Genomic DNA, 22,706 nt, shown 5'->3' with positions numbered 1-22,706 from the left:
GAGCCGCCACCGCCGCCCGCCACAGCCCCCACGGGAGGACCGCGATTGAACCCACCGCTACCGTCTCTCTTCTCAGCACACAGACTCATACTCCGCGTGGTCTGCCTGATCGCGCTCGCCGGCGGGCTCTCGACCGATCCCGCGTCCGGGCAGACGGGCGATCCCACCGGCGAGGACCTCGCTCGAGGTTTTCGGCTGGAACAGAACTACCCGAATCCGTTCAGCCGGAGTACGACGATCCCCTTTGTGCTCGAAGGCGACCTCTTCAAGGACGGTGCCGACGTGCTGGTCACCATGCGCGTCTACAACCTCCTGCAACAGCCCCTTGGAGCGCCGGTTGCGCTGGGTCACCCAGCCGGCGAGGGCGCAGCCGTCAACCGGCTCGCCTACTCCTCACCGGGGCGTTTCGAGGCTCGCTGGGACGGTACCGACCTCTCCGGCAATCAGCTCGGCACAGGCACCTACCTCGTCCAACTGACCGTCAACGGAACCAGTCAGACCCTGAAGATGCTCCTGCTCCGGTAGCTTGGTTTCCGCTCCGGCGGCTTGGGATCGTCGCCGGCATGGCCGGGCTGCGGAAGAAGTCGGAGCGCCGTCCGAGGTTCTCGCGGTCTTTCGCTCATCTCTCCGTTCTTCGGCCTTTCATGCCCTCGGCTACTGCAGCACGGCTCCCGCGCCCATCCAGGAGCCCGCACCTCCTCCCGGACCTGTTGCCGGATGTCCTCCCAGGTGTGGCGAATTCGACCGGCTTGGCCTATAATGCCCGAAGCCGGGTGCCTCGGCGCTGCGGCCTCGGCTGAAGCGACGGCGGCCCCGAGAGTCTGCAAGCAGATCCAAATCAGTTTCAGTTCGGGCATGAGCACATGATCACTCGCAGATCCCTGGTGCGCTCCGGTCTGACGGCCATGGCCGCAGCTCCCTTCGGTCGCTACCTCGACGTACTCGGGAAACCGAGCCAGGATGGAGAGATCGTCCTCGGAGTGTCTGCGGCGTTTTCGGGGCCTTCCCGGGCCCTGGGTACCGAGCTCTATCGAGGCTCCATGGCCTACTTCAGCCACGTCAACGAGAACGGCGGAGTCAACGGTCGTCGGATAACGCTCAAGCTGCTCGACGACGGCTACCAGCCCGAACCCTGCGTCGCCAACACCCTCAGCCTCCTCCAGGACGACAGCGTCTTCCTCCTCTTCGGCTATGTCGGCACTCCGACCGTAACCCGCGCTCTTCCGCTCCTGAAGAGGTTCCGCGACCGGGGCGTCTTTCTCTTCTTCCCCTTTACGGGAGCCGAACCGCAGCGGGAGCCGCCCTACGGCGAGTTCGCATTCAATCTGCGCGCCTCCTACCGCCAGGAAACCGCCGGGCTCGTCGACAGCTTCGTCCGACACGGTCTTCGTCGCATAGCCGTCTTCTACCAGAACGACGCCTACGGTCGCAGCGGCTGGGCCGGTGTCAGAGCGGCGTTGTCCCGCTACGGCGGCACGATAGTCGGTGAGGCGACCTATCGGCGCGGCAGCCGGTTCAGCACCGGCATGAGGTCGCAGGTCGAGATCCTACGTTCGAGCAACCCCGACGCGGTGATCTGCGTCGGAGCCTACGCCGCCTGCGCCGCCCTTGCGCGAGACGCGGTCGATCTCGGGCTTCGCGTTCCCGTCGCCAACCTCTCTTTCGTGGGCAGCGAGAATCTTCTCGAGCTTCTCCAGGGCGGGGGAGGGGATCCTTCCGAATATTCCCGCTTCCTGGTCAACTCCCAGGTCGTCCCCAGCTACGAGGACCGGGCGCTGCCGGCCGTGCGCGAATACCACGAGATGATGGATCTGTACGATCCTCCCCCGCCGGAGGTGGAGCGCATAACGGAGGGAGAGCCGTACACGCCCTTCGCCCGGAGTTTCGTGAGTCTCGAAGGCTTCCTGAACGCCAGGATGATCATCGAGATCCTTCGGCTCATGGGAGACGACCTCGACCGTTCCCGGCTTGAAGAAGCCGTGTTCGCCGTGAACGACTACGACCTCGGAGTCGGCGAGCAGGTGTCGTTCGGAGCCGAGCGCCGCCAGGGGCTGCAAGGCATCTACTACACGGTCGTGGACGGCGACCGCTTCGTGCCGCTGGAGGACTGGGAATCCAAGGTGGCGGAATGGACGGCTCTCAGGGAAGATCCGGCCGGCGCTCCCTCCGACGTCGAGGGCCAATGAGCACCCAGAAACTCTTCCGAGCGACCAGGTTCTCCTTCTTCGCGCTTTTCGCGGTCGTGGTGCTATCGGTCTCCGCTATCTCGATCACCACGATACAGACGCAGATCAGGGAGGAATACCTGAGCAGCAGCCGCAGCATCGTCCAGAACATCGCCGATTCCAGCGTCGACATCCTCCTGAATCGGAATCTCGCCACGCTCCAGTCGCTCATCGACCAGTTCGCCCAGACCGAAACCGTGCGCTACATCTACGTCACGAGCGACACCGGCGAGTACCTGGCACACACTTTCGTGCCCGGCATACCGGCGGAGATCCTGGCGAGCGACCCGCACGACCTGTCGACGACCGAGAGGAATCTTCCCGGACTCGGCAACTTCATCGAGGTAGGCAGCCCCATCCTTTCCGGTGTGGCGGGCACCGTCCACCTGGGCATGGATCTCGAGCTCGTCGAGGTGAAGATCCAGCGGGCGGTGGGGCAGCAGATGTTCCTCTTCGGAATCATACTCGTCATAGGCACTCTCCTTTCCTTCTGGTTCGTGAACTTCACCGCGAAGCCGCTCCGCGATCTGATCGGCTTCGCAGGTCTGCTCGCAGGAGGCGGGGCGACCGGCGACGAGAAGATCCTCGACCGCGACGACGAAGCCGGAGACATCGCCCGGGTCATGCTCCATCTGAAGGACCCGCTCGCCGCGTCCGTTGAGAGCGCGTCCGCGTCAGGCGTCGAAGAGGAGCGCCTGTCCTCGGAGGGCCCATCCGCATCGGATGGCGAGTCGGAGACGGAGAGCGGCACGGACCGCTAGATGGCCATCCCGTTCTCAAAGACGCCAAGGTACGCCATAGGAGCCTGCTGCACCCTCCTTCATACCGGCTTCGGCACCGTATACGCCTGGAGCTTCTTCCAGACCATGCTCTCGCGAGAATACGGATGGAGCAGCACCGAGACCGTGACCGCGTTCGCGGTCGCCATGTTCTTCTGGGGCCTTTCCGCTGGAGTGGGCGGGCTCGTGCTGCCGCGCATGGGACCGCGCGCGCTCGCGCTCGTGGGCAGCGGATGTTTCGCGGTCGGATACCTGGTCGCGGCCCTGGCGCTCGAGATGGGCGACATCGATCTCTTCTACCTCGGCTACGGGGTCCTCGGAGGCATCGGCATCGGGGCAGGCTACGTCACGCCGGTCGTGACGGTGGCGAAGTGGTTCCCGCGGCGGCGAGGACTGGCGACGGGTACGGTGGTGATGGGCTTCGGCATCGGAGCTCTCGTGTTGAGCAAGATCGTGGGTCCGTTCTTCGTCGCCATCACCGGCGGGGAACTCCCGCTCGTCTTCCTCCTGCTGGGAGTCTTCTTCGCGGTGGTCCTGGTCCCGTGCAGCCTGGTGCTGCGCAACCCGGACACGCCGGAGCCCGATCCCGGGAGCTCCGGCGCAAAGGTCAAACCGGCGCGTCAGCCCCTGCTGCCCTACATAATGTCGGGAAGCTTCGTCGTCCTCTGGGTGGTCTTCTTCACCCACGTCGCCGCCGGAATCTCGGTCATCGGCTTCCAATCCGAACTCCTTCAGGAGATCTGGGGGCTCGCAGATCCCGCGCTCGACTCCATCGTGCTCGCCGAGTACGGGGCGACACTGATCGCGGTGAGCTCGGTCTGCAACGGTCTCGGCCGGCTCTTCTGGGCCTGGCTCTCGGACCGGATCGGGAGAGTGGCGGTTTACCGCGTCCTGCTCGGCAGCCAGCTGATCGTGTTCGGCCTCCTGATGTCCCAGACCAATCCTTGGATTTTCGGCGCCCTGGTATGCTACGTCCTACTCTGCTACGGCGGAGGCTGGGCCACCATGCCATCTCTGATCATCGAGGTATTCGGCTCGGTGAACATGCCGAAGATCTACGGCGGCGTACTGACCGGCGCTGCGGCGGCGGGCGTGGTCGGACCGCTCATCGTGGGCTACTTCAAGGACATTTACCCCGACCGAGCCGTCATGTACTGCCTCCTGCTCGGCATCTTGATGCTCGGTGCGGGCTACGTCGTCTCGTTCCTGCTGAGCGACGAACGGATGCGCCTGGGTCGCCCCACGATCGCTCGGACTCTAGCCAGGCAGGGCATCGCCGCACCTGCGGCGGGCGGACCGCACGGCTAGCCCCCTGGGGACGGATCCCTCCCGGCGGCGCGGCGACGCAGAGCGCTAGGACGCTTCGATCAGCTCCAGAAACTCGTGTGCGTCGGCCAGCTCTCCCAACCGGGAAGAGGTTTCGGGACGCTTGACGAAGTGGGCGATCTGCGCCAACACGTTCAGGTAGTTGTCGGAGGCCTTGACCGGAGGAGCGGCGATCAGGAAGAAATGTCTGACCGGAGCGCCGTCGATGGCGTTGAACTCCAACCCGCCCGCTTTGCGTCCGTAGGCGACTCTGAGATCGCCCACCGCTTCGGTTCTGCAGTGCGGGATCGCCACACCGCCGCCGATACCGGTGGAACCGAGGTTCTCCCGGCGGCGCAGGGTTCGGAGCAGGGTGGCCTGGCAGTACGAGGAGCAGCCCAGAAGGCCGACGAGTTCCGCGAGGACCTCCTCCTTGGAAGAGGCCGCGAGGTCGAGCTTCACCTCGGAGGGGGTGAAGAGGCTGCTTAGGATTGCCATCGGCTTCCGTGGAGGGTCGGGAATCGCAGCCGTAACTTAACTTATTCCTCATGGTTACGGACCGCCGCCCAACCGAAGGGTTCGAATCTTCCGCGAATTTCGTCAGGATACTCTGCGCACTCCCGACGCCGCTCTATCTCGCCCCCCAGGCGGGAGTGAGCGAATCGCCGTTCCGCAGGCTGTGCAGGCGTTTCGGCGCGGACGTGGTCGAGACCGAGTTCGTAAGCGCGGCCGGCATCGTCCTGGACAATGTGCGCTCACGCTCCTACCTGCGCTTCCACGACGACGAGCGACCCATCGGCATCCAGATCTTCGGATCGGACCCGGCCATGATGGCCGACGCGGCGGCTTACGTTGCGGCGAGCCACGCTCCCGACTTCGTCGACATAAATTTCGGCTGTCCCGTCAAGAAGGTGGTGAAGAGGAACGGGGGTTCCGGCTGCCTGCGCGATCTCAGGCTGGTGGCGGAGATCGTGAGAGCCGTGGATGACGCCACGTCGCTGCCCACCACGGTGAAGATCCGGAGCGGCTTCGACGAGGCGACGAGGGATCCGGTGAGAATCGGCCTCGTCTGCCAGGACGCCGGAGCCCGTGCGGTCTGTCTGCATCCGCGCACCCGCGCCGACATGTACTCCGGGAAGGCGCGCTGGTCCGAGATAGCCGAGCTGGTGGCGGCGCTGGAGGTGCCGGTCATCGGCAACGGCGACATCCGGCTGCCGGAAGACGCCCGCAGGATGCGAGACGAGACCGGCTGCGCAGCGATCATGATCGCACGGGGCTCGCACGGCGACCCCTGGTTCTTCGGACAGGCCCGGGCGGCGCTCGACGGCGAACCGATCCCGCCCGACCCCGACGTCCGCGAACGCTTCGAGATCTGCCTGGAGCACGCACGCAACGCCATCGTCTTCGAAGCCGACGCGAGGAAGGCCATACGCGATTTCCGCAAGCATCTGGGTTGGTATACGAAGGGACTCCCGAACGGGCGAGCCCTTCGCTCCCACTTGATGGATGCGAAGACCCTGATGGAGGTGGAAGCGCTCATCGAAGGGTATCGGGCGGAGGCCGAGGTGGTGGAAGTCGGGAGCGGACCCGTTCCTTCCGCAGAGCGCTGAGACTCCACTCGCGGGGAATGCCGAAGCGCAGAGAGCGCCCGCTGGGTGGAACAGGAGCCCCGAGCGGGGTTATCTTGTGCCACGTCAGCACTCCACGGGGGCGTCACGGTTTCGACGTGTCCGGAGACGGCTGAGTAGCGTGCCGAGGTCTCGGACCTCGCTAAACCCCGAGACAACCAACATAGCTGCCAACGACAATCTGGCGCTGGCCGCCTAGGTAAACCCTAGCGGTCCGTCTTCCGGGAAGCCCGCCCGAGGCGTTCCGGCAAGGCGTCACCAATTCGGGCTCAGCCTTTCGAGTCGTCGCCGCTCGAGAGGTGAAACCAACCCGGCGACTCAGCCTACGACTGCGCGTTCGCGGAGCATTCGCAGGTGAAGATCAACCGCGTTCTACGCACGTAGAAGCTCTTCTCGATCCGGTTCGCGGACGCGGGTTCGACTCCCGCCGCCTCCATTCCCCCTTTCACTTGCCGGTGCGCACCAAACTCACCGTAGTTCTCTCGACGGTCATCGTCGTGTTCGCGCTCGATTTTTGGACCAAGCGCTGGGCTTTGCGCGAGCTCCCGGGCAACCCCCAGGAGCTTCTGGACGGACTGATTCCGCTCACGCTCGCCTTCAACCGAGGCGCCGCGTTCGGCATCAGCATCGGCGATGACTCGCGCTGGCTCTTCATTCCGGTCACCGTGATCGCACTCGTGGTGCTGGCGTCTCTGATGCGCAGCGCGCGCCAAGGCGACTGGCTGCGTCAATGGTCGATCGCATTCGTCATCGCCGGAGCGGTCGGCAATCTCTACGACCGAGTGCGCTGGCCCCGCGGGGTCGTGGACTTTATCGGCCCGCTCGATCTCGGTTTCTGGCATTTTCCCATCTTCAACTTCGCCGATATGGCGATCTCATGCGGTGCGGTCGCGCTGGCCATCTCGTTCTGGCGCGAGGACACTCGGAAAAGGGCTGGCAAGGTGGCGGCGGAGTCCGCGGACGAGGGTGACGGCGGCTCCGCGGACGAGAGCGACGGCGGCGAGGGTTCTGCGAAAACGAGCGAGGCGATCCCCGGCGGTGGTCCTCCGGCTAGGCCGGCTCCTTCGGAACGAAGACTAGGTAGGCTATCCGCCGACCCTCCATCAGGGTGACCTGCAGGGAGCCGCTCTCGACCTCCACCATGTCGCCGGCCAGCGGGATGCGGTCCAGCCGTCCGAAGACGAAGCCCCCGATGGTGTCGTAAGCTTCCTCCTCGGACTCGTCCGGTACGAACCCCAGGCGCTCGGCCACCACGCGAAGCGGAGTGCCGCCTCTGATCCGGGTCTCGCCCCGGGGCAGCTCACGGAAGTCCTCGGGTCCGTCGACCTCGTGCTCGTCGTGGATCTCGCCGACGATCTCCTCGATCAGGTCTTCGAGGGTGACGAGCCCGTCGGTGCCCCCGAATTCGTCCACCACGATGGTCATGCCGATCCGTCCCGCCCTCATCTCGGCGATCAGATCGACCACCGCCTTGCTCGCCGGCGCGAAATGAGCCGGACGCACGACACCCTCCAGCGAGGTCTCGCCCTCCTCGGCGGCCCGCCACAGATCTCGGGCGATCACCAGCCCGGCCACCCTGTCGATCTCGCCGTCGAAGACCGGGAGCCTCAGCCTTCCCGTGTCGAGCATGACCCGCTTCGCCTCGGCCACGCTCGCTCCCCGGGAGACCGCCACGATGTCGGTCCGGGGGGTCATCACCTCTCCCACCGAGGTTTCGCGCAGTCCGATCACTCCCTTCATCGCCCGCAGCTCGTCTTCGCGGATCGCACCTTCGGACCTGCCGATCTCGGCCAGCTTCTCGAGCTCGGCCCTGCTCACCAGCGGACCCGACGTGCCCCGGGTCAGCAACCGCGTGAGCCACCCCAGCGGCACGACGAAAGGCTTCATGACGACTACCAGGACGCGGAGGACCGTTGCCGAATAACGAGCCAGGCTCTTCCAGTAGGTTGCGCCGATCGTCTTGGGCACGATCTCCGTGAAGATGAGCACGGCGAGCGTGAGAAACGCCGAGAAGGCGCCTACCCATGGGTCGCCGAAGACCCTAGCCGCCTCGGCACCCGCAAGCGTCGCCCCCATGGTGTGGGCGAGGGTGTTGAGGGTGAGTATGGCCGCGATAGGCTCGTCCACGTCCCGACGCGCCGCCTCCAGCCACCTTCCGGCCCGCGAGCCCTCCTCCTTGAGGAGCGCCACGTACGAGTGCGTGACGGAGAGGAAGACCGCCTCGAGAATCGAACACAGGAAGGAGATCCCGAGCGCTACGACCAGGATCCAGATTAGCAGTGCCATGCGGCAGGGATTATCGCACCGGGGCACTGTCCGTGCAAGTGCGGGGTAGGCTTCACGGAGCAGTGGAAACCACCGATCTTCAGAACCTTTTCGCACCCGTGCGGCGACGCATCCTGGCCGACTTCGCGATGAACTCCCAAAAACCCGGGTCAGGAGCGCCGCCGATCCCCCGGCGCGAGCGGCTGGATCCGGGAATCTTCGAGTTTCCGGAAGCCGATATCCGAGCGGGGCGCTACTCGGACAAATACTTCGTCCGCTCGGCCGAAATCGTCGGGACGCGGGATCCTCCCTCGGTCGTCGCCATGCAGGTCTTCCAGCGACGTGAGGCCGTGCTCGCCGGAACCGACGAGGTGATCGGGCTCCTCAAGCGTTGTCTGAGAGAACCCTACGGTTTCGACGACCTTGAGGTAAGGTCGCTTCGTGACGGCGCGGCCGTGTCGCCGTGGGAGAGCGTGATGGCGGTCACCGGGCCGTACGCCGCCTTCGCGCACCTGGAAACCCTTTACCTGGGGCTGCTCACGCGGCGGACTCGGATCGCCACCAACACTCGGGCGGTGGTCGAGGCCGCGTGGCCTAAGCCCGTCATTTTCTTCCCGGCGCGCTTCGATCTCTGGAGCGTCCAGGAGGGCGACGGCTGGGCCGCCCGCCTCGCGGGAGCCGAAGGCGTGTCCACCGACGCCCAGGGCGCATGGTGGGCCGGCGAAGGAAGCGGCACGGTACCGCACGCGCTGATCGCCTGCTTCGGCGGCGATACCGTGGCGGCGGCGCGGGCTATGGCCGACCACCTGCCGGACGATGTGCCGGTCGTGGCCACCGTGGACTTCGACAACGACAGCGTCTCGACCGCCCTGGAGGTGGCGGAGGCGCTCGGGAGCCGTCTATGGGGCGTTCGACTCGACACCAGCTCGACCATGATCGATGCCTCGGTCGTAGGTCATATGGGCAGCTTCGACCCGCGCGGCGTGAATGCTCAGCTCGTTCGCAACGTGCGCGGGGCCCTCGACGGAGCCGGCCTCGACCGGATCCGCATCGTGGCGTCGGGGGGGTTCACCCGCGACAAGGTCGCCCGCTTCGAAGCCGACCGGGTCCCAGTCGACGCTTACGGAGTCGGCTCGTCGCTCCTGGCCGGATCGTTCGATTTCACCGCGGACGTGGTCATGGTCGACGGAAGAAACGTCGCCAAGGCCGGACGGACTCGCCGCGACAACTCAAGGATGGAGCTAGTGACATGAACGCTGACCGTTCGCAGGATCCGAAATCGTCCGGAGTCGAACCCGCCCTCGTGGGGTGGATGGTCGACGCCCAGGTGGATTTCATGGATCCGGCCGGGCGTCTCTACGTACGCGACCTCTTCGACGAGACCGATGCGGGATCGGCCCAGGTGATTCCGGTGCTGGAGCGCGTGCTCGCCTGGATGAAGGAAAACTGCGACATCATCGTCTTCACCGGCGACTGGCATGGCCTGGAAGACGCCGAGATCGATCCGGTGGCCCCCGATCCCGCGATGAACACCTATCCCCCCCACTGCATGGGCCGGTCCTTCGACCAGAACGAGCGTGCCGGGGCCGAGATCATCGAGCCCCTGAGGCCGGTGAACCCGCTGGTACTGACCCACGACTCCACTCCGGGTGACGCCCTGGCCGTTGCCGCTCGCGCGATCGCCGAACAACGCAGCGTGTTCGTGCGCAAGACCAAGTTCAACGTCTTCGACGGCAATCCCGGGTGCGAAGCCTTCATCGCGGCCCTTGAGAAGACCTTGGCACGCCCGCTCCAGTTCGTCGTCGCCGGCATCGCGCGAGATGTCTGCATGACGCAGGCCGTGGACGGCCTCCTGGACCGCAGCTACCCGGTGTTCGCTCTCAGGGACGCCACCTGGGGGCTCGGTCTGGAACCCGAAGAGACGACTCTGGCGCGATGGGCGGAAAGGGGTAGCGTCATCACCACACACGAACTCGACGGGCTTTCGAGGTCCTTGAAGAACGGAAGGACTTCGTGCGCCTAACGCCCGGGCCGGCTGCTTCGGCCCTCCTCCTCGTCATCTCGGTCGTGCCGGGAGCGGCGCAGACCGGCGCGGAGGCGACCTACTACGCCTATGTGGGAGCCGAGTCCGCCGACCTCATCCACCGCATCAGGCTCGACGCCTCAGGCGTGGAGATCGACCTCACCACCCAGGTCGGCGAGATGGCGGTCGAGACCGAGGGGCCGCACGGGCTCAGGGTCTCGCCCGACGGCGAGTTCCTCTACATGACGACCGCCCACGGCGTCCCCGACGGCAAGCTGTGGAAGTTCCGGGCAGGGCCGGACACGCTCGTCGCGGAACCCACGCTGCTAGGCAACTTCCCGGCTACGCTCGACCTGACTCCGGACGGCCTCTACGCCTTGGTGGTCAACTTCAACCTCCACGGGGAAATGGTGCCTTCGACTGTCTCCGTGGTCTACACCCCGGATCTGGTCGAAGTGGACCAGATCGCGACCTGCGTCATGCCGCACGGGTTGAGGGTGGCGCCCGACGGCATCTTCGCCTATTCGAACTGCATGATGGACGACGAGGTCGTCGAGATCGACACGCGCACCTTCTCGGTCTCGCGCCGCTTCTCGGTCGCCCGGGGCGAAGAAGGTCCCAAGGAGAACTACGCGGTCGAGATTCTGACCGGGTCCACCGGCCTGACCCGCTCCGGCGCAGACAGGCGCGCCGGACACGGAGGCGCGCGCGAACCGACCTGCTCGCCCACCTGGGTGCAGCCATCCGTTTCCGGTGACAGGCTCTTCGTCGCCTGCAACAAGGGGAACGAGATACTGGTGATCGATCGCGCCTCCTGGCAGCTGGAGGGCAGGATGGCCACCGGCCCGGGACCCTACAACCTGGGGGTCACACCCGACGGCGGAGTTCTGATCTCGTCCCTCAAGACCGCCGGCGAGGTGCAGTTCTTCGACGCTTCGAGCGGCGAGGAGCTGGCGCGGGTGCCGTCCACCACCACCGTGACTCACGGGGTCGCCGTCACGCCCGACTCGCGATTCGTCTTCGTCAGCGTGGAAGGGAAGGGGGCCGAGCCCGGGAAGGTGGACGTCTACGAACTCGAAGGATTCACCCTGGTAGGGTCGGTGGCGGTCGGTCAGCAGGCCGGCGGGATCGCGTTCTGGAAGATGGAGGATCGAAGGATAGGCTCCCAGTTCGTCCGGCACTTGCCGTCCTCCGATTCTCCGACATTCACCCGCGAAGCTGTCCGCCCTCCGGGTGCGCCCGCCCGGTCGCTCGGTTCGCGGAGGCAGCTCCGCCCGCGTGGGTAAGCTCCACCCGGTAGCCCGCTCATACCCCACTCTCACACCCTGGACCGGGATGCTCCTCGTAATCGACAACTACGACTCCTTCACCTTCAATCTGGCGCAGTACCTGGGTGAACAGGGCAAGTCGCCGCATGTGGTGCGGAACGACGCTCTCGACGCCACCGAGCTCGCGGAGCTCCGCCCGTCACACGTCGTGGTCTCGCCCGGACCGTGCACCCCTGGGGACGCCGGTGTCAGCATCGAGGCCTTTCGCAGACTGGGGCGCACCGGCACGCCCATGCTCGGGGTATGCCTGGGGCATCAGGCCCTGGGCGAGGCGTTCGGCGGACGGACGATCAGGGCCCGGCGGACCATGCACGGCAGGGTGGGCAGGATCCGACATGACGGCAGCGGCATCTTTCGCGGCCTTCCCTCGCCCTTCACCGCCGCCCGCTACCACTCGCTCGTATCCGACTCGAAATCCCTGCCCGATGAGCTCGTGGCCGTGGCTTGGAGCGACGAGAGCGACGACCGGGACGAGGTGCAGGCCATGCGCCACCGCGAACTTCCGCTGTGGGGAGTGCAGTTCCACCCCGAGTCCCTCTTCAGCGACCACGGAAGGGATCTGCTGCGCGCCTTCCTGGAGCTCCAGCGGTCCGGGAACGAATGCACCAGGCGGGGCTGACTTCCATACCTGGAGCCGGATCACCACCCGAGCGAGAGAGGGAACCCCGCTCATGAGAGAGCCCATCGCGATGTGCTTCAGCGGCGGCAAGGACAGTATGCTGGCCTTGCAGGCCCTCTTGCGGGGGGACCGCTATGTTGTGGAGACGCTGATCACCACCGTGACCGACGCCTACGACCGAGTCAGCATGCACGGCGTACGGCGCTCGCTGGTGCATGCCCAAGCTGAATCGCTCGGCATCCCTCTGGTCGAGGTATCCGTGCCCCCCGAGTCCTCGAACATGGTCTACGAACGCGCCATGGGGCGCGAGTTCGACCGCCAGCATGCAACCGGCATCCGCCGGATCGCGTTCGGCGACATTTTCCTCGAGGACCTGCGAGAGTACCGTGAGCGACAGCTGGCATCCCACGGCCTCAAGGCGGTTTTCCCGCTCTGGCAGCGGCCCAGCACACGGCTGGCGAGATCGTTCATTCGGGACGGCTTCGAGGCGGTGACCGTGTGCGTCAGCCTGACCATGCTGGACGTTTCCTTCACCGGGCGTCCATTCGACGCCGACTTCCTGGCCGACCTGCCCGGGTCGGCGGACCCCTGCGGCGAGAACGGCGAATTCCACACCTTCGTCAGCGCCGGACCCATCCTTTCCCGTTCCATCCCGGTCACGCGCGGCGAGGTGGTGGAGCGCGACGGATTCGCATTCTGCGACCTGGAGTCCTTGGCTTGAACCTTCATCGCGCCTTGCCGTCGCGGCGCTTCGCCGCTCTCGGCGCTCGCGCGGGTTTCACCACGGGCCGCTAGCAGCCGGTGCACAGAAGCGCTCGCCCCCGCGTTCTCGGAGTCATCCCCGCCCGCCTCGACTCGGTCCGCCTGCCTAGGAAACCTCTGCACCCCCTTCTCGGACGTCCTCTCGTGGAATGGGTCTGGCGAAGAGCCCGAGCCATGCCCCTGCTCGATCAGCTGGTGGTGGCCACGGACGCCGCCGAGGTCGCCTCGCTCTGCCGCTCGCTGGGCGCCCGAACGGAGCTGACCTCCGCCGAACACCGTTCCGGCACGGAACGCGTGGCCGAGGTCGCGATCCGTCCGGCCTACCGGGATCACGACGTGATTCTGAACATTCAAGGGGACGAGCCGTTGGTCAGGGAATCCCACCTCCGGGCGGCGGTCGAGCTGGTGGCGTCGGGAAAGTGGCCGCTGGGAACCTGCGCCGCGCCCTTGGCCGAGTGCGATTTCGACGACCCTGCGGCGGTCAAGGTGGGAACGGACCACGACGGCGCAGCCCTCTGGTTCGACCGGGCCCTTCCGGACGGCATTTCCGACGAGACCTTGCGGGACGGGAGAGTGGGGCGGCACCTGGGCATCTATTCCTACTCGCCATCCGGGCTCGCCAACTGGGTATCTTTAGATCCGGTTGAAGCAGAGAGGGAGCGCTCGCTTGAACAGCTTCGTCCGCTGGCTCACGGGATCGCCATGGGCGTGGCCCGGGTTTCGGCGGCGGCTCCAGGCGTGGACACTCCAGGCGACGTCCCAAAGGTCGAAGCGATGTTACGAGAAGAGCCGCTTACCGGAGAGGTGGGTCCGGAAATGACATGAACCCGGAATCACGAGCCACCAAATACATCTTCGTGACCGGAGGCGTCGTGTCCGCTCTGGGCAAGGGAATCACCGCGGCTTCGCTCGGGCGGCTGCTCAAGGAGCGCGGCTACCGGGTCACGATCCAGAAGTTCGATCCCTACATCAACGTCGATCCGGGCACCATGTCGCCCTTCCAGCACGGCGAGGTCTACGTGACCGACGACGGCGCGGAGACCGACCTCGATCTGGGGCACTACGAGCGCTTCATCGACGAACCCCTCTCGCAGGCCAACAACGTCACGAGCGGCAGAGTCTACCAGTCTGTCATCGCCAGGGAGCGCAGGGGCGACTACCTGGGATCCACCGTTCAGGTCATTCCGCACGTCACCGACGAGATCAAGGCCCGCATCTCGAAGGTGGCGCCGGGCCACGACGTGGTCATAACCGAGATCGGGGGCACGGTGGGCGATATCGAGTCGCTACCATTCCTGGAGGCCATCCGTCAGTTTCGGGCGGAGTCCTCCCGCGCCGACGTGATGGTGGTTCACGTCACTCTCATCCCCTATCTGAAGGCCGCAGGCGAGCTCAAGACGAAGCCCACCCAGCACTCCGCCCGCGAGCTGATGGAGATCGGTATCCAACCGGACGCGCTCATCTGCCGAACCGAGCATCCGCTTCCTCCCGAGGTGCGCCGCAAGATCGCTCTCTTCACCAACGTGCCGGAAGACGGGGTGATCGAGGCTATCGATCTCGACACTATTTACGCCGTGCCGCTCAGTCTGCGGGAGCAGGGTTTCGACGGGTTCGTCTGCGACCGGCTCGGCCTCGAGGTGGGGGAACCCGATCTCTCGGCGTGGGAGTCCATCGTCTCCGCAATCCGCGGGCCCAAGAGCGGATCGACCCGGATCGCGGTGGTCGGCAAATACACCGACCTCGTCGACGCCTACAAGTCGGTGCAGGAGGCCCTCATCCACGGGGGCATCGCCAACGACCTGAAGGTGGAGCTCAGTTGGCTCTCCTCGGAGATGCTCGAGGGTAGGGCCGCCGACTATCTCGACGACTTCGACGGTCTGCTGATCCCGGGCGGTTTCGGAGAACGCGGCATCGAAGGCATGATCGACGCGGTGCGCTGCGCTCGCGAAGGCAGGATGCCTTTCCTCGGCATCTGCCTGGGGCTCCAGTGCGCGGTGATCGAGTTCGGACGCAACGTCTGCGGCCTCCGCGACGCTCACTCGTCGGAGTTCGATCCGGCCGCCGAGCACGTCCTCGTCGGACTTCTGGATTCCCAGCTCAAGGTGACGGACAAGGGCGGCACCATGAGATTGGGCGCCTACCCGTGCAGGCTGGTGGCGGGCACCCGCGCGCGAGCCGTCTACGGCGAGGAAGTCGTCCACGAACGCCACCGGCATCGCTACGAGGTGAACAACGACTATCGCGGTCTCTTCGCCGAAAACGGCCTGACGATCAGCGGACTGTCGCCGGACGGCGGTCTCGTGGAAATAATCGAACTCGGCGACCACCCGTGGTTCGTCGCGGGCCAGTTCCATCCGGAGCTCAAGAGCCGTCCCACGTCGCCGCATCCCCTCTTCACCGAGTTCGTCGCGGCCTCTTTCGAGCAGGGCTCCCTTCTGAAGGGCACGTGACGCCCTCCGGCGGCGGTCGCCACCACGTGTTCGATAGGTTCTTCATCATCGCGGGACCTTGCGCGCTCGAGGACGACCGCCTCAACCTCGCCGTCGCCCGCGAGCTCGCCGGGGCCGCGACCGATCTCGGCGTTCCCGCCATCTTCAAGGGATCGTTCGACAAGGCGAACCGAACGAGATTCGACTCGGCCCGAGGCCCAGGGATCGAGGCCGGACTCGCCGCACTCGAACGGGTGCGCGACGCCACCGGACTTCCCGTCCTTACCGACATCCACGAACCAGGTCAGGCCGAACGAGCCGCGAAGTCCGTGGACGCCCTCCAGATCCCGGCCTTCCTCTGCCGCCAGACCGACCTCCTCACGGCGGCCGCGGCGACCGGGCTTCCCGTGAACGTGAAAAAGGGACAATGGATGACTCCCGAAGGGATGGCGGGAGCCGTGGACAAGCTGCGGCGCGGCGGAGCGAACGAGGTCGCGGTCACCGAGCGCGGCAGCGCCTTCGGATACGGGGACCTGGTCGTCGACATGCGCTCCTTTGCAAGAATCGGTGAGGCGTGCGCCTGTCCGGCCGTGTTCGACGCCACTCATTCGGTCCAGCGGCCGGGAGCCCGCCTCACCGGGGGGAAGCCGGAACACACGCCTGCGCTCGCCAGAGCCGCTGTCGCGGCCGGCTGCGACGGCCTTTTCGTGGAAACGCACCCGGAGCCCGGCTCCGCTCCCTCCGACCGGGCCACCATGCTCCCGCTCGCTCGGCTCCGTGTACTTCTGGATGAGATTTGCAGGCTGAGGGAGGCCCTCGACTACGATGTCTAGCGGTCGGCGGCGAAACAGCCGCGCCGAGAACCCGATCTCCGCCGAGCTCGCCCGCCCCATCCGCCTCGTGGTCTTCGACGTCGACGGCGTCCTCACCGACGGCGGAGTCTATGTGGGCGGGAGTACGGGCGACGAAGGTCGGTCGAGCGTACCGTACGTCGAATTCAAGCGCTTCTCCATCCAGGACGGATTCGGCATGAAGATGCTTATGTGGGCCGGAATCGAGGTGGCGGCGGTATCGGGCAGGGTATCCGAGGCGACGGCCCTGCGCATGGCGGAGCTCGGCGTGGCCGAATGCCACCAGATCGAAGGGGCGTACAAGGTCCCGGTGGTGGCGGAGCTTCTGGAACGCAAGGGCTTGAGGTGGGCCGAGGTGGCCATGCTCGCCGACGACCTCCCCGACATGGCGGTCTTCGAAAGGGTGGGACTGCGAGCGGCCGTGCGAAACGCCGTCCCGCAGATATCCCGTCTGGCGCACTGGCGCTCCAAGCTCGAGGGAGGACACGGTGCGGCCCGGGAGTTCACGGACGCGCTTCTGACCGCGCAGGGAACGCTCGATTCCGTCGCGGACGCGTACGTCGCCGCGCGGTCCGGCTCCCATCTTGCAGGAAACTAGCCTACCTCGAAGTGTAGAAGCCGCCATGCGATCGCACACCTCTTTCCCGACCGCCGGAGTCGCGCTCCTCTTCGCCTCGGTCCTCGGAACGGCCTCGTGCGAGGTCGGCTCCGAAGGTCCTGTGGCCGGGCGGGAACTCACCGAACTCCCTGCGGACTACGCCATCTACGGCATGACCACCTACATGACCACGGACGGGGTACGTCAGGGCCGCATCATGGCCGACACGGCCTACATGTTCGACGACTCCACCACCGTCCGGCTCCACGGAATCGACGTGGTCTTCTACTCCGACAACGGGACCGCAAGGGGAACGGTGACCGCCGCTTACGGAGAATGGAACCGTCAGACCAACCGGATGACCGCGCGCGGCGACGCGGTTTTCGTAGTCAGCGCCGACGGCAGCCGCATCGAGAGCCAGGAACTCCACTACGACCCCGATCTGGACCGAATCTGGAGCGACTTGCCCACCACGCAGACCAAGCCGAACGGGGTCCCAGTTCGGGGGTCGTCATTCGAATCGGATCTGGAATTCACGGATGTGCGGATCCGCGGCATCGGTAGCCGTCGGTTTCCGTGATGCGCCGCAGCCCTTCTCGCGTCCTCCGATCTCCGCTCGCGGTCCTCCCGGTCGTCCTCGCCGTCTCCGCCGCCGTTTCGGGTCCGATCGCACCTCAGGTGATCGGCGTGGGCGGCTGCGTGCCTGCGAGCCGGAACACCGACGTGCGCATCATGACCGTCGGCTCCCAGCTCATCAGCTACTACTCGTCCCCGCACATGCGCTGCGACAGCGGTATCGAGCTCTGGGCCGACTCGGCGATCTCGTTCGCCAACGAGGACAATCATCACTTCCTGGGCAACGTTCGCTTGCTGGACGGAACCGGCGAGCTTGAAGCCGACGACGTGCGCTACCTTCCGAGGGTGGGGCGGATAGAGGCAAGGGGGAACATGATCCTCACCGATACCGTGCAGGGTTTCACGATCGCCAACGGCATCCTCGACTACCTGCTGGCAAACGATTTCAGGCCCCAGGCTCAATTGCGGGTGACCATGGCGCCCGACGGTATCCGCCCGGTGACCAGGATCACCGTGAACCCGGCGGCCGCAGCCGAGAGCCCCGACTCCGAGGATGCGGGAGCGGCGTTCGCGGACCCCGCGGTCGGAGACCCCGGGGTCTCCGTCGAGGTGGGAGGAGAGACCGAAACCGCCGACGATGTCGAGGGAGCTTCGCCCGGCACGGTCCCTGCGGTCGAACCCGAACCGACGGAACCGATCAGCTACGACATCGTGTCGGACAGGATCCTCATACTGGGCGGCTCGTTCCTGCAGGCTTCAGGGAACGCCGTGGTCCGGAGGGATTCGTTGGTCGCCCGGGGCGACACCGCCGAATACTCCGATTCGACCGGCCTGAGGCTCCTTGGGTCGGCCACAGTCGAGAACAGCGGCTACGAGGTCACCGGGGCAGTGATCGATCTCTCGGTCATCGGACGCATCGACAGGCTCACCGCCGTCGGCGACGCTCGGCTCTCGGGCACGGGCATCGAGGTCGCGGCTCCCTGGCTCTCGATCGATGTCGATGGCGGAGTCGTGATGGGTCTGAGCGCGAGCATGCAAGCGCCCGCGAACAGCTCCCTGGCCGACCGGATCGCCGCGGAACCGCCGGACGAGTCGGGCGAACCAGCTACCGCAGGGCCGCAGCGTCCAGTGGCCGTGTCAGGAGCCTTCACCGTCTCGGGGGACTTCCTCCGGGCCATCTCTCCGAACCAGATTCTCGAGAACATTGTTGCCGTGGGGAACGCCCGGGTGGTTTCCAGCGGCCGAGAGCTCGACGTCGAAGGGCTCCCTGAAATCGCCCGGAGCGACTGGATCGAAGGGGACTCCGTCAAGATAATCTTTCTGCCGCCAGAGACTCCGTCGCTCGCCACCACCGATCGCGACGAGGCGCGGGTCGACCGGGTAACCGCCTCGGGACGAGCGAGCAGCGTTTATCGGATCGACCCCCCGACTCCGGACTCCGCCGAAGCCGACACCGCCCTTCTCGCTCCCGGTATCCACTATGTGACCGCTTCCGAAATCACCATCGTCATGGACGACGGCGAGGTGTGGGAACTCCTTACCGAAGGTTCGGCCCGGGGGCTGCACCTCGAGCCCTTCTCCGGCCCCGACAGCATCAGGGTCGACACCGCGAACGCCACGGCCGAAACAGACAGCGCGGACACCGTGATCCGAACGGACACTCTGACCGCAGCGTATCCGTCCGCCGCAGCCGGGAGTCGAGCGCCCGCCGGAGACGAACGGTCGCCGGCTCCGCCGAGCGGACCGGAAGCATCACCACACACCAGACGCAGATGAACTCCGAGCCCGTCACCGCAGTCGACTCAGACCCCGCCGGCAGCCGCACCGTGGAACTCAAGGGTACCGGCCTGACGAAGATCTACCGGCGTCGAAGGGTCGTCGACGAGGTGGACATCCGGGTGCGCAGGAACGAGATCGTGGGACTTCTGGGACCGAACGGAGCGGGCAAGACCACCACGTTCTACATGCTGGTAGGGCTTATCGCCCCTTATGCGGGCAAAGTGGAGCTCGACGGCGAGGATATCACTCGAACCCCGATGTACAAGAGGGCGCGCAAGGGGCTCGGGTACCTCGCTCAGGAGCCGTCGGTATTCCGCCGGCTCACGGTGGAGCAGAACGTGCTCGCCATCCTCGAGACCCTGAAACTCTCAAGAAAGGAACGACTGGCCCGCCTGGATTCGCTTCTGGCCGAACTAGGGCTGACGGGGCTGCGCAAGCTCAAGGCGTACTCGCTCTCCGGAGGCGAACGCCGACGTCTCGAAATCACCCGGGCTCTGGTGCGCAGCCCGAAATTCATGCTGCTGGACGAACCCTTCGCCGGCATCGATCCGATCGCGGTCAACGACATCCAGTCGATCGTGAGAGGCCTCAAGAGCCGTGAGATGGGAGTCGTGATCTCGGATCACAACGTCGAGCAGACCTTCGAGATCGTCGACCGGGCCTACATAATGTACGAGGGGCGCATCCGTGTCGCGGGAAACGTGAGCGAGCTGGTCTGGAACGACGAAGTGGCCGACATCTACCTGGGACCCACACTCACCGCCCGCATGCGCGAGCGCTATCCGGAGCCGACCCTCGCCGCAGCCTCCGCCTAGCGGCCCGTGGACAGCCTCGCCCGATCGCCTAGCGGACCGCGGCCAGTCCCGTTCGCCGGCCGAGAGCGGCTAGATCCCGTGACGGCCGAGGGCCGTTCCGAGCCGAGCCGAACCCGGCTCGACTGATCGTTGGTTAATCGACCGCCGGCGCTGTCCGGTATCCAAGGCCTAAAGCAGCAGCAGCGCCAAAAAATGGCGCCGCAGCTCTACCGGCAGATGGACCTGATCCAGATGGCGATGCCCGAGCTGCGTCAGCATCTGGAGCAGACTCTCTACGCGAACCCGTTTCTGGAGCTCGAAGAGGCTGACGAGGAGATGCTCGTCGAGCTCGGAGAGGGCGAGGAGGACGGCGACGAAGACGAGATCGACTGGGAGGAGGTGCTCCTCGACGACGCGCCCCACACCGGCCGGATAGCCGCGCCGCAGGATTCCGAAGACTACGTGGAACCCGTCGCGGTAGCGAAGGTCGACCTGCGCGATCACCTTCTGGGACAGATCGGCGAGACGACCCTGAATCCGCGGGTCGCCAGAATTTGCGAGGAGCTGGTGTGGCACCTGGACGACGACGGCTTTCTGACCGCCAGCCTGGAAGAGGCGGTCGCCCTCCTGAATGCCTGGCACGACCGGGAGGCGGCGGATGACCACCCCCCGTACACGCCGACGGAGGCCGAAGAGGCGCTAACGACTCTCCAGGGCTTCGATCCGCCGGGAGTCGGGGCCCCGAGCCGATCGGAAGCGCTGCTCATCCAGCTCTGGCGAGAGGGAAGGGAGCACACGCTCGAGTATCTCGTGCTGCACCGGCACTACTCCAGCCTTCTCAACCGGAGCTGGACCAGGATCGCGCTCGATCTCGGCGTTCCCGAAGCCAGAGTACGGATGGTGGTCGGGAAGCTCGCCGGGCTCAATCCCAGACCGGGAGCCGCCTTCTCCGAAGGAGCCGCGCCCATAGTCGTCCCCGACCTTGCCGTGACCGAAGCGGACGGGGAGTATCAGGTGTTCCTGAACGACGGGACGGTGCCCAGACTGCGCATCTCCGGCAGCTATCGCGACACCGTGCTGAGCGGCAGGCTGGACGACGAAAGCCGCACTTTCATTACGGAACGTCTGGGCGCCGCCCAGTGGATGGTGCAGGCCCTCGAGCAGCGTCGTCGAACCATCGTCCGGGTCATGGAGTGCATCGTGGAACGCCAGCGGGAGTTCCTGGACCGGGGGGAAAAGTACCTGGAACCGATGACGCTGGCCGACGTCGCGGAGGCCACCGGGATGCACGAGTCCACCGTTTCGCGCGCCACCCACGACAAGTACGTGAGCACGCCCAGGGGCGTCTTTCCGCTTCGTTACTTCTTTTCGTCGTCCGTCTCCATGAAATACGGCGGCAAGATCTCCTCGACCGCGGTCCAGGCGGAGATCCGGACGCTCGTCGAGCAGGAAGACGCCGACAAGCCTCTCAGCGACTCGAAGCTCGCCGCCCTCCTGGCGGAGAAGGACATCCGAGTGGCTCGGCGCACGGTCGCCAAATACCGGGATCGTCTGGGCATCCGGCCTGCGCGAATGAGGAAGCGGCTGTGAGGGACGCTGCCGGATCCCTGAGGATCCTCGTGATGAACTGGCAGGACGCCGAGAACCCGCGCGCCGGCGGAGCCGAGGTGCATTTGCACGAGACCTTCGGGCGCATGGCGGCGCGGGGTCACGAGGTCACGCTCCTGGTCTCCGGCTTTCGCGGCGGCGCCCTGCGAGCCGAGCTCGACGGCATGGAGATCCATCGCACCGGCGGCAGGTACACGTTTTCGGCGCACGCTCCGGTCTATTACCGCGAGCGCCTGGCTCCAAGGCGATTCGACGTTGTGGTCGAAGACCTGAACAAGGTGCCGCTTTTCTCGCCGCTCTGGTGCGGCCGGCCCGTGGTCCCGCTCTTCCATCATCTCTTCGGACGAACCGCGTTTTCGGAAGCGAACCCGGCGCTGGCCGCCGCCACCTGGCTGCTCGAACGCCCGATCCCGAGGGTGTTCAAGGGGCTGCCCGCGATCGCCGTGTCCGAGAGCACCAGGGCGGACCTGAGAGCGCGCGGCTTGAAAGCGCCTATCTCGGTGGTGCACAACGGCGTGGATGCGAAACGCTACACGCCCGCGCCCGAAGCGGTCCGGACCTCCCGTCCCACCGTCCTCTACCTGGGTCGACTCGCGCGCTACAAGGGCGTGGACGTCCTCCTGAGGGCCGCCGCCATGCTTGATCGCTCCGATACCCCGGTGAACGTGATCGTCGCCGGAGACGGCGTCGCGCGGCGGGAACTGGAGAGACTCGGCGGCGAGCTCGGTCTCGAAGAGCGGGTCCGCTTCCTGGGATTCGTGTCGGAGGACCGGAAGCTCGAACTCTACAGGAGCGCGTGGCTGCACGTGCTTCCGTCGCCGAAGGAGGGTTGGGGCATAACCGTGGTCGAAGCCGCAGCCTGCGCCACGCCGAGCGTCGCCAGCGACTCTCCGGGCCTGAGAGAATCGGTGCGCGACGGCGAGACCGGGGTACTCGTCCCCCATGGCGACGAACGCGAACTCGCCGCCGCCATTCGTCGTCTGGTCGAAAACCGGAGCGAACGCAAGGCGATGGGTCGAAGAGCGCGCAGTTTCGCCGAGTCGCTGTCCTGGGAGAGAGCCACCGAGAAGATGGAAGAAATCCTGGTCGGGGCGGCCGGAAGGGAACCCGAGGCGAACGGCCATGTCTGACCCCCAC

General features: G+C 66.1%; 22 protein-coding genes and 1 other RNA gene. 21 read left to right on the top strand and 2 right to left on the bottom strand.

The window, feature by feature from the left end; translation table 11 throughout:
- The first annotated feature begins 45 nt into the window (after nucleotides 1-45).
- From J4G12_03540 to J4G12_03525, 4 genes are all read left to right on the top strand, one after another.
- Complete coding sequence (locus J4G12_03540) at nucleotides 46-525, top strand: hypothetical protein (GenBank protein ID MCE2454878.1); 480 nt, start codon at nucleotides 46-48, stop codon at nucleotides 523-525.
- Nucleotides 526-905: 380 nt separating this feature from the next.
- Entirely contained in the window at nucleotides 906-2,186 is a 1,281-nt protein-coding gene (locus J4G12_03535) for an ABC transporter substrate-binding protein (protein ID MCE2454877.1), read from the top strand.
- A complete protein-coding gene (locus J4G12_03530; GenBank protein ID MCE2454876.1) occupies nucleotides 2,183-2,986 on the top strand; it encodes a hypothetical protein in 804 nt (267 codons plus the stop codon). Before J4G12_03535 ends, J4G12_03530 begins: the two co-directional genes overlap by 4 nt.
- The gene (locus J4G12_03525) at nucleotides 2,987-4,312 is read left to right on the top strand and encodes an OFA family MFS transporter (protein ID MCE2454875.1); all 1,326 of its coding nucleotides are present in this window, start codon (nucleotides 2,987-2,989) and stop codon (nucleotides 4,310-4,312) included.
- A 45-nt stretch (nucleotides 4,313-4,357) separates the two neighbouring features.
- Here J4G12_03525 and J4G12_03520 read toward each other — a convergent pair whose 3' ends face one another.
- Nucleotides 4,358-4,807: a PTS sugar transporter subunit IIA gene (locus tag J4G12_03520; protein MCE2454874.1), complete on the bottom strand. Its 450-nt coding sequence runs from the start codon at nucleotides 4,805-4,807 to the stop codon at nucleotides 4,358-4,360.
- 50 nt (nucleotides 4,808-4,857) lie between these two features.
- Here J4G12_03520 and dusB point away from each other — a divergent pair, with 50 nt between their 5' ends.
- The 3 genes from dusB (at nucleotide 4,858) to lspA (ending at nucleotide 7,049) form a co-directional block, all read left to right on the top strand.
- Nucleotides 4,858-5,919, top strand: coding sequence for a tRNA dihydrouridine synthase DusB (gene dusB, locus J4G12_03515; protein MCE2454873.1), 1,062 nt, complete (start codon nucleotides 4,858-4,860; stop codon nucleotides 5,917-5,919).
- Between the two features lie 96 nt (nucleotides 5,920-6,015).
- Nucleotides 6,016-6,376, top strand: a transfer-messenger RNA (tmRNA) gene (gene ssrA / locus J4G12_03510).
- Nucleotides 6,377-6,392: 16 nt separating this feature from the next.
- Nucleotides 6,393-7,049, top strand: a complete 657-nt coding sequence (lspA, locus tag J4G12_03505) for a signal peptidase II (protein MCE2454872.1) — start codon at nucleotides 6,393-6,395, stop codon at nucleotides 7,047-7,049.
- On the opposite strand, the gene J4G12_03500 is transcribed toward lspA, so the two are convergent.
- Nucleotides 6,988-8,223, bottom strand: a complete 1,236-nt coding sequence (locus tag J4G12_03500; protein MCE2454871.1) for an HlyC/CorC family transporter — start codon at nucleotides 8,221-8,223, stop codon at nucleotides 6,988-6,990. The two genes, lspA and J4G12_03500, sit on opposite strands and share 62 nt — an antisense overlap.
- A 128-nt stretch (nucleotides 8,224-8,351) precedes the next feature.
- On the opposite strand from J4G12_03500, the gene J4G12_03495 reads away from it, so the two are divergent.
- The 14 genes from J4G12_03495 to J4G12_03430 all read left to right on the top strand — a co-directional run bounded on the left by J4G12_03495 (nucleotide 8,352) and on the right by J4G12_03430 (nucleotide 22,699).
- Nucleotides 8,352-9,455 (top strand): quinolinate phosphoribosyl transferase, encoded by a 1,104-nt coding sequence (locus tag J4G12_03495; protein MCE2454870.1) that lies wholly within the window; start codon nucleotides 8,352-8,354, stop codon nucleotides 9,453-9,455.
- The gene (locus J4G12_03490; protein ID MCE2454869.1) at nucleotides 9,452-10,225 is read left to right on the top strand and encodes a cysteine hydrolase; all 774 of its coding nucleotides are present in this window, start codon (nucleotides 9,452-9,454) and stop codon (nucleotides 10,223-10,225) included. Before J4G12_03495 ends, J4G12_03490 begins: the two co-directional genes overlap by 4 nt.
- On the top strand, nucleotides 10,216-11,511 hold the full coding sequence (locus J4G12_03485; GenBank protein MCE2454868.1) for a YncE family protein: 1,296 nt from the start codon (nucleotides 10,216-10,218) through the stop codon (nucleotides 11,509-11,511). Before J4G12_03490 ends, J4G12_03485 begins: the two co-directional genes overlap by 10 nt.
- Nucleotides 11,512-11,560: 49 nt before the next feature.
- A complete protein-coding gene (locus J4G12_03480) occupies nucleotides 11,561-12,172 on the top strand; it encodes an aminodeoxychorismate/anthranilate synthase component II (GenBank protein MCE2454867.1) in 612 nt (203 codons plus the stop codon).
- Between the two features lie 52 nt (nucleotides 12,173-12,224).
- Entirely contained in the window at nucleotides 12,225-12,893 is a 669-nt protein-coding gene (locus J4G12_03475) for an adenine nucleotide alpha hydrolase (GenBank protein ID MCE2454866.1), read from the top strand.
- A gap of 80 nt (nucleotides 12,894-12,973) precedes the next feature.
- The gene (gene kdsB / locus J4G12_03470; GenBank protein ID MCE2454865.1) at nucleotides 12,974-13,759 is read left to right on the top strand and encodes a 3-deoxy-manno-octulosonate cytidylyltransferase; all 786 of its coding nucleotides are present in this window, start codon (nucleotides 12,974-12,976) and stop codon (nucleotides 13,757-13,759) included.
- On the top strand, nucleotides 13,756-15,384 hold the full coding sequence (locus tag J4G12_03465) for a CTP synthase (GenBank protein MCE2454864.1): 1,629 nt from the start codon (nucleotides 13,756-13,758) through the stop codon (nucleotides 15,382-15,384). The genes kdsB and J4G12_03465 overlap by 4 nt, the downstream gene beginning before the upstream one ends.
- Nucleotides 15,381-16,196: a 3-deoxy-8-phosphooctulonate synthase gene (gene kdsA / locus J4G12_03460; GenBank protein MCE2454863.1), complete on the top strand. Its 816-nt coding sequence runs from the start codon at nucleotides 15,381-15,383 to the stop codon at nucleotides 16,194-16,196. The genes J4G12_03465 and kdsA overlap by 4 nt, the downstream gene beginning before the upstream one ends.
- Entirely contained in the window at nucleotides 16,189-16,812 is a 624-nt protein-coding gene (locus tag J4G12_03455) for a hypothetical protein (GenBank protein MCE2454862.1), read from the top strand. The genes kdsA and J4G12_03455 overlap by 8 nt, the downstream gene beginning before the upstream one ends.
- A 25-nt stretch (nucleotides 16,813-16,837) precedes the next feature.
- Nucleotides 16,838-17,392, top strand: a complete 555-nt coding sequence (lptC, locus tag J4G12_03450) for an LPS export ABC transporter periplasmic protein LptC (GenBank protein MCE2454861.1) — start codon at nucleotides 16,838-16,840, stop codon at nucleotides 17,390-17,392.
- Nucleotides 17,392-19,164: a hypothetical protein gene (locus J4G12_03445; protein MCE2454860.1), complete on the top strand. Its 1,773-nt coding sequence runs from the start codon at nucleotides 17,392-17,394 to the stop codon at nucleotides 19,162-19,164. The genes lptC and J4G12_03445 overlap by 1 nt, the downstream gene beginning before the upstream one ends.
- A complete protein-coding gene (lptB, locus tag J4G12_03440; GenBank protein ID MCE2454859.1) occupies nucleotides 19,161-19,982 on the top strand; it encodes an LPS export ABC transporter ATP-binding protein in 822 nt (273 codons plus the stop codon). The genes J4G12_03445 and lptB overlap by 4 nt, the downstream gene beginning before the upstream one ends.
- A 192-nt stretch (nucleotides 19,983-20,174) precedes the next feature.
- Nucleotides 20,175-21,551, top strand: coding sequence for an RNA polymerase factor sigma-54 (gene rpoN, locus J4G12_03435; GenBank protein ID MCE2454858.1), 1,377 nt, complete (start codon nucleotides 20,175-20,177; stop codon nucleotides 21,549-21,551).
- Nucleotides 21,552-21,583: 32 nt separating this feature from the next.
- Complete coding sequence (locus tag J4G12_03430) at nucleotides 21,584-22,699, top strand: glycosyltransferase family 4 protein (protein ID MCE2454857.1); 1,116 nt, start codon at nucleotides 21,584-21,586, stop codon at nucleotides 22,697-22,699.
- Nucleotides 22,700-22,706: the final 7 nt, after the last annotated feature.

It is taken from the genome of Gemmatimonadota bacterium, from assembly GCA_021295815.1.
Taxonomy (GTDB): Bacteria; Gemmatimonadota; Gemmatimonadetes; order Longimicrobiales; family Gaopeijiaceae; genus JAGWBQ01.
The sequence above is the reverse complement of the archived record's forward strand: the minus strand, read 5'-3'. Positions and strand labels throughout refer to the sequence as shown.

Coding starts and splice junctions, on each gene's coding strand:
- rpoN (MCE2454858.1), top strand. CDS start 20,175: ATGGCGCCGCAGCTCTACCGGCAGATGGACCTGATCCAGATGGCGATG.
- J4G12_03530 (MCE2454876.1), top strand. CDS start 2,183: ATGAGCACCCAGAAACTCTTCCGAGCGACCAGGTTCTCCTTCTTCGCG.
- J4G12_03480 (MCE2454867.1), top strand. CDS start 11,561: ATGCTCCTCGTAATCGACAACTACGACTCCTTCACCTTCAATCTGGCG.
- J4G12_03500 (MCE2454871.1), bottom strand. CDS start 8,223: ATGGCACTGCTAATCTGGATCCTGGTCGTAGCGCTCGGGATCTCCTTC.
- lptB (MCE2454859.1), top strand. CDS start 19,161: ATGAACTCCGAGCCCGTCACCGCAGTCGACTCAGACCCCGCCGGCAGC.
- J4G12_03495 (MCE2454870.1), top strand. CDS start 8,352: ATGAACTCCCAAAAACCCGGGTCAGGAGCGCCGCCGATCCCCCGGCGC.
- J4G12_03490 (MCE2454869.1), top strand. CDS start 9,452: ATGAACGCTGACCGTTCGCAGGATCCGAAATCGTCCGGAGTCGAACCC.
- J4G12_03520 (MCE2454874.1), bottom strand. CDS start 4,807: ATGGCAATCCTAAGCAGCCTCTTCACCCCCTCCGAGGTGAAGCTCGAC.
- J4G12_03535 (MCE2454877.1), top strand. CDS start 906: ATGGCCGCAGCTCCCTTCGGTCGCTACCTCGACGTACTCGGGAAACCG.
- J4G12_03465 (MCE2454864.1), top strand. CDS start 13,756: ATGAACCCGGAATCACGAGCCACCAAATACATCTTCGTGACCGGAGGC.
- J4G12_03455 (MCE2454862.1), top strand. CDS start 16,189: ATGTCTAGCGGTCGGCGGCGAAACAGCCGCGCCGAGAACCCGATCTCC.
- J4G12_03445 (MCE2454860.1), top strand. CDS start 17,392: ATGCGCCGCAGCCCTTCTCGCGTCCTCCGATCTCCGCTCGCGGTCCTC.
- J4G12_03475 (MCE2454866.1), top strand. CDS start 12,225: ATGAGAGAGCCCATCGCGATGTGCTTCAGCGGCGGCAAGGACAGTATG.
- lptC (MCE2454861.1), top strand. CDS start 16,838: ATGCGATCGCACACCTCTTTCCCGACCGCCGGAGTCGCGCTCCTCTTC.
- J4G12_03525 (MCE2454875.1), top strand. CDS start 2,987: ATGGCCATCCCGTTCTCAAAGACGCCAAGGTACGCCATAGGAGCCTGC.
- dusB (MCE2454873.1), top strand. CDS start 4,858: ATGGTTACGGACCGCCGCCCAACCGAAGGGTTCGAATCTTCCGCGAAT.
- J4G12_03430 (MCE2454857.1), top strand. CDS start 21,584: ATGAACTGGCAGGACGCCGAGAACCCGCGCGCCGGCGGAGCCGAGGTG.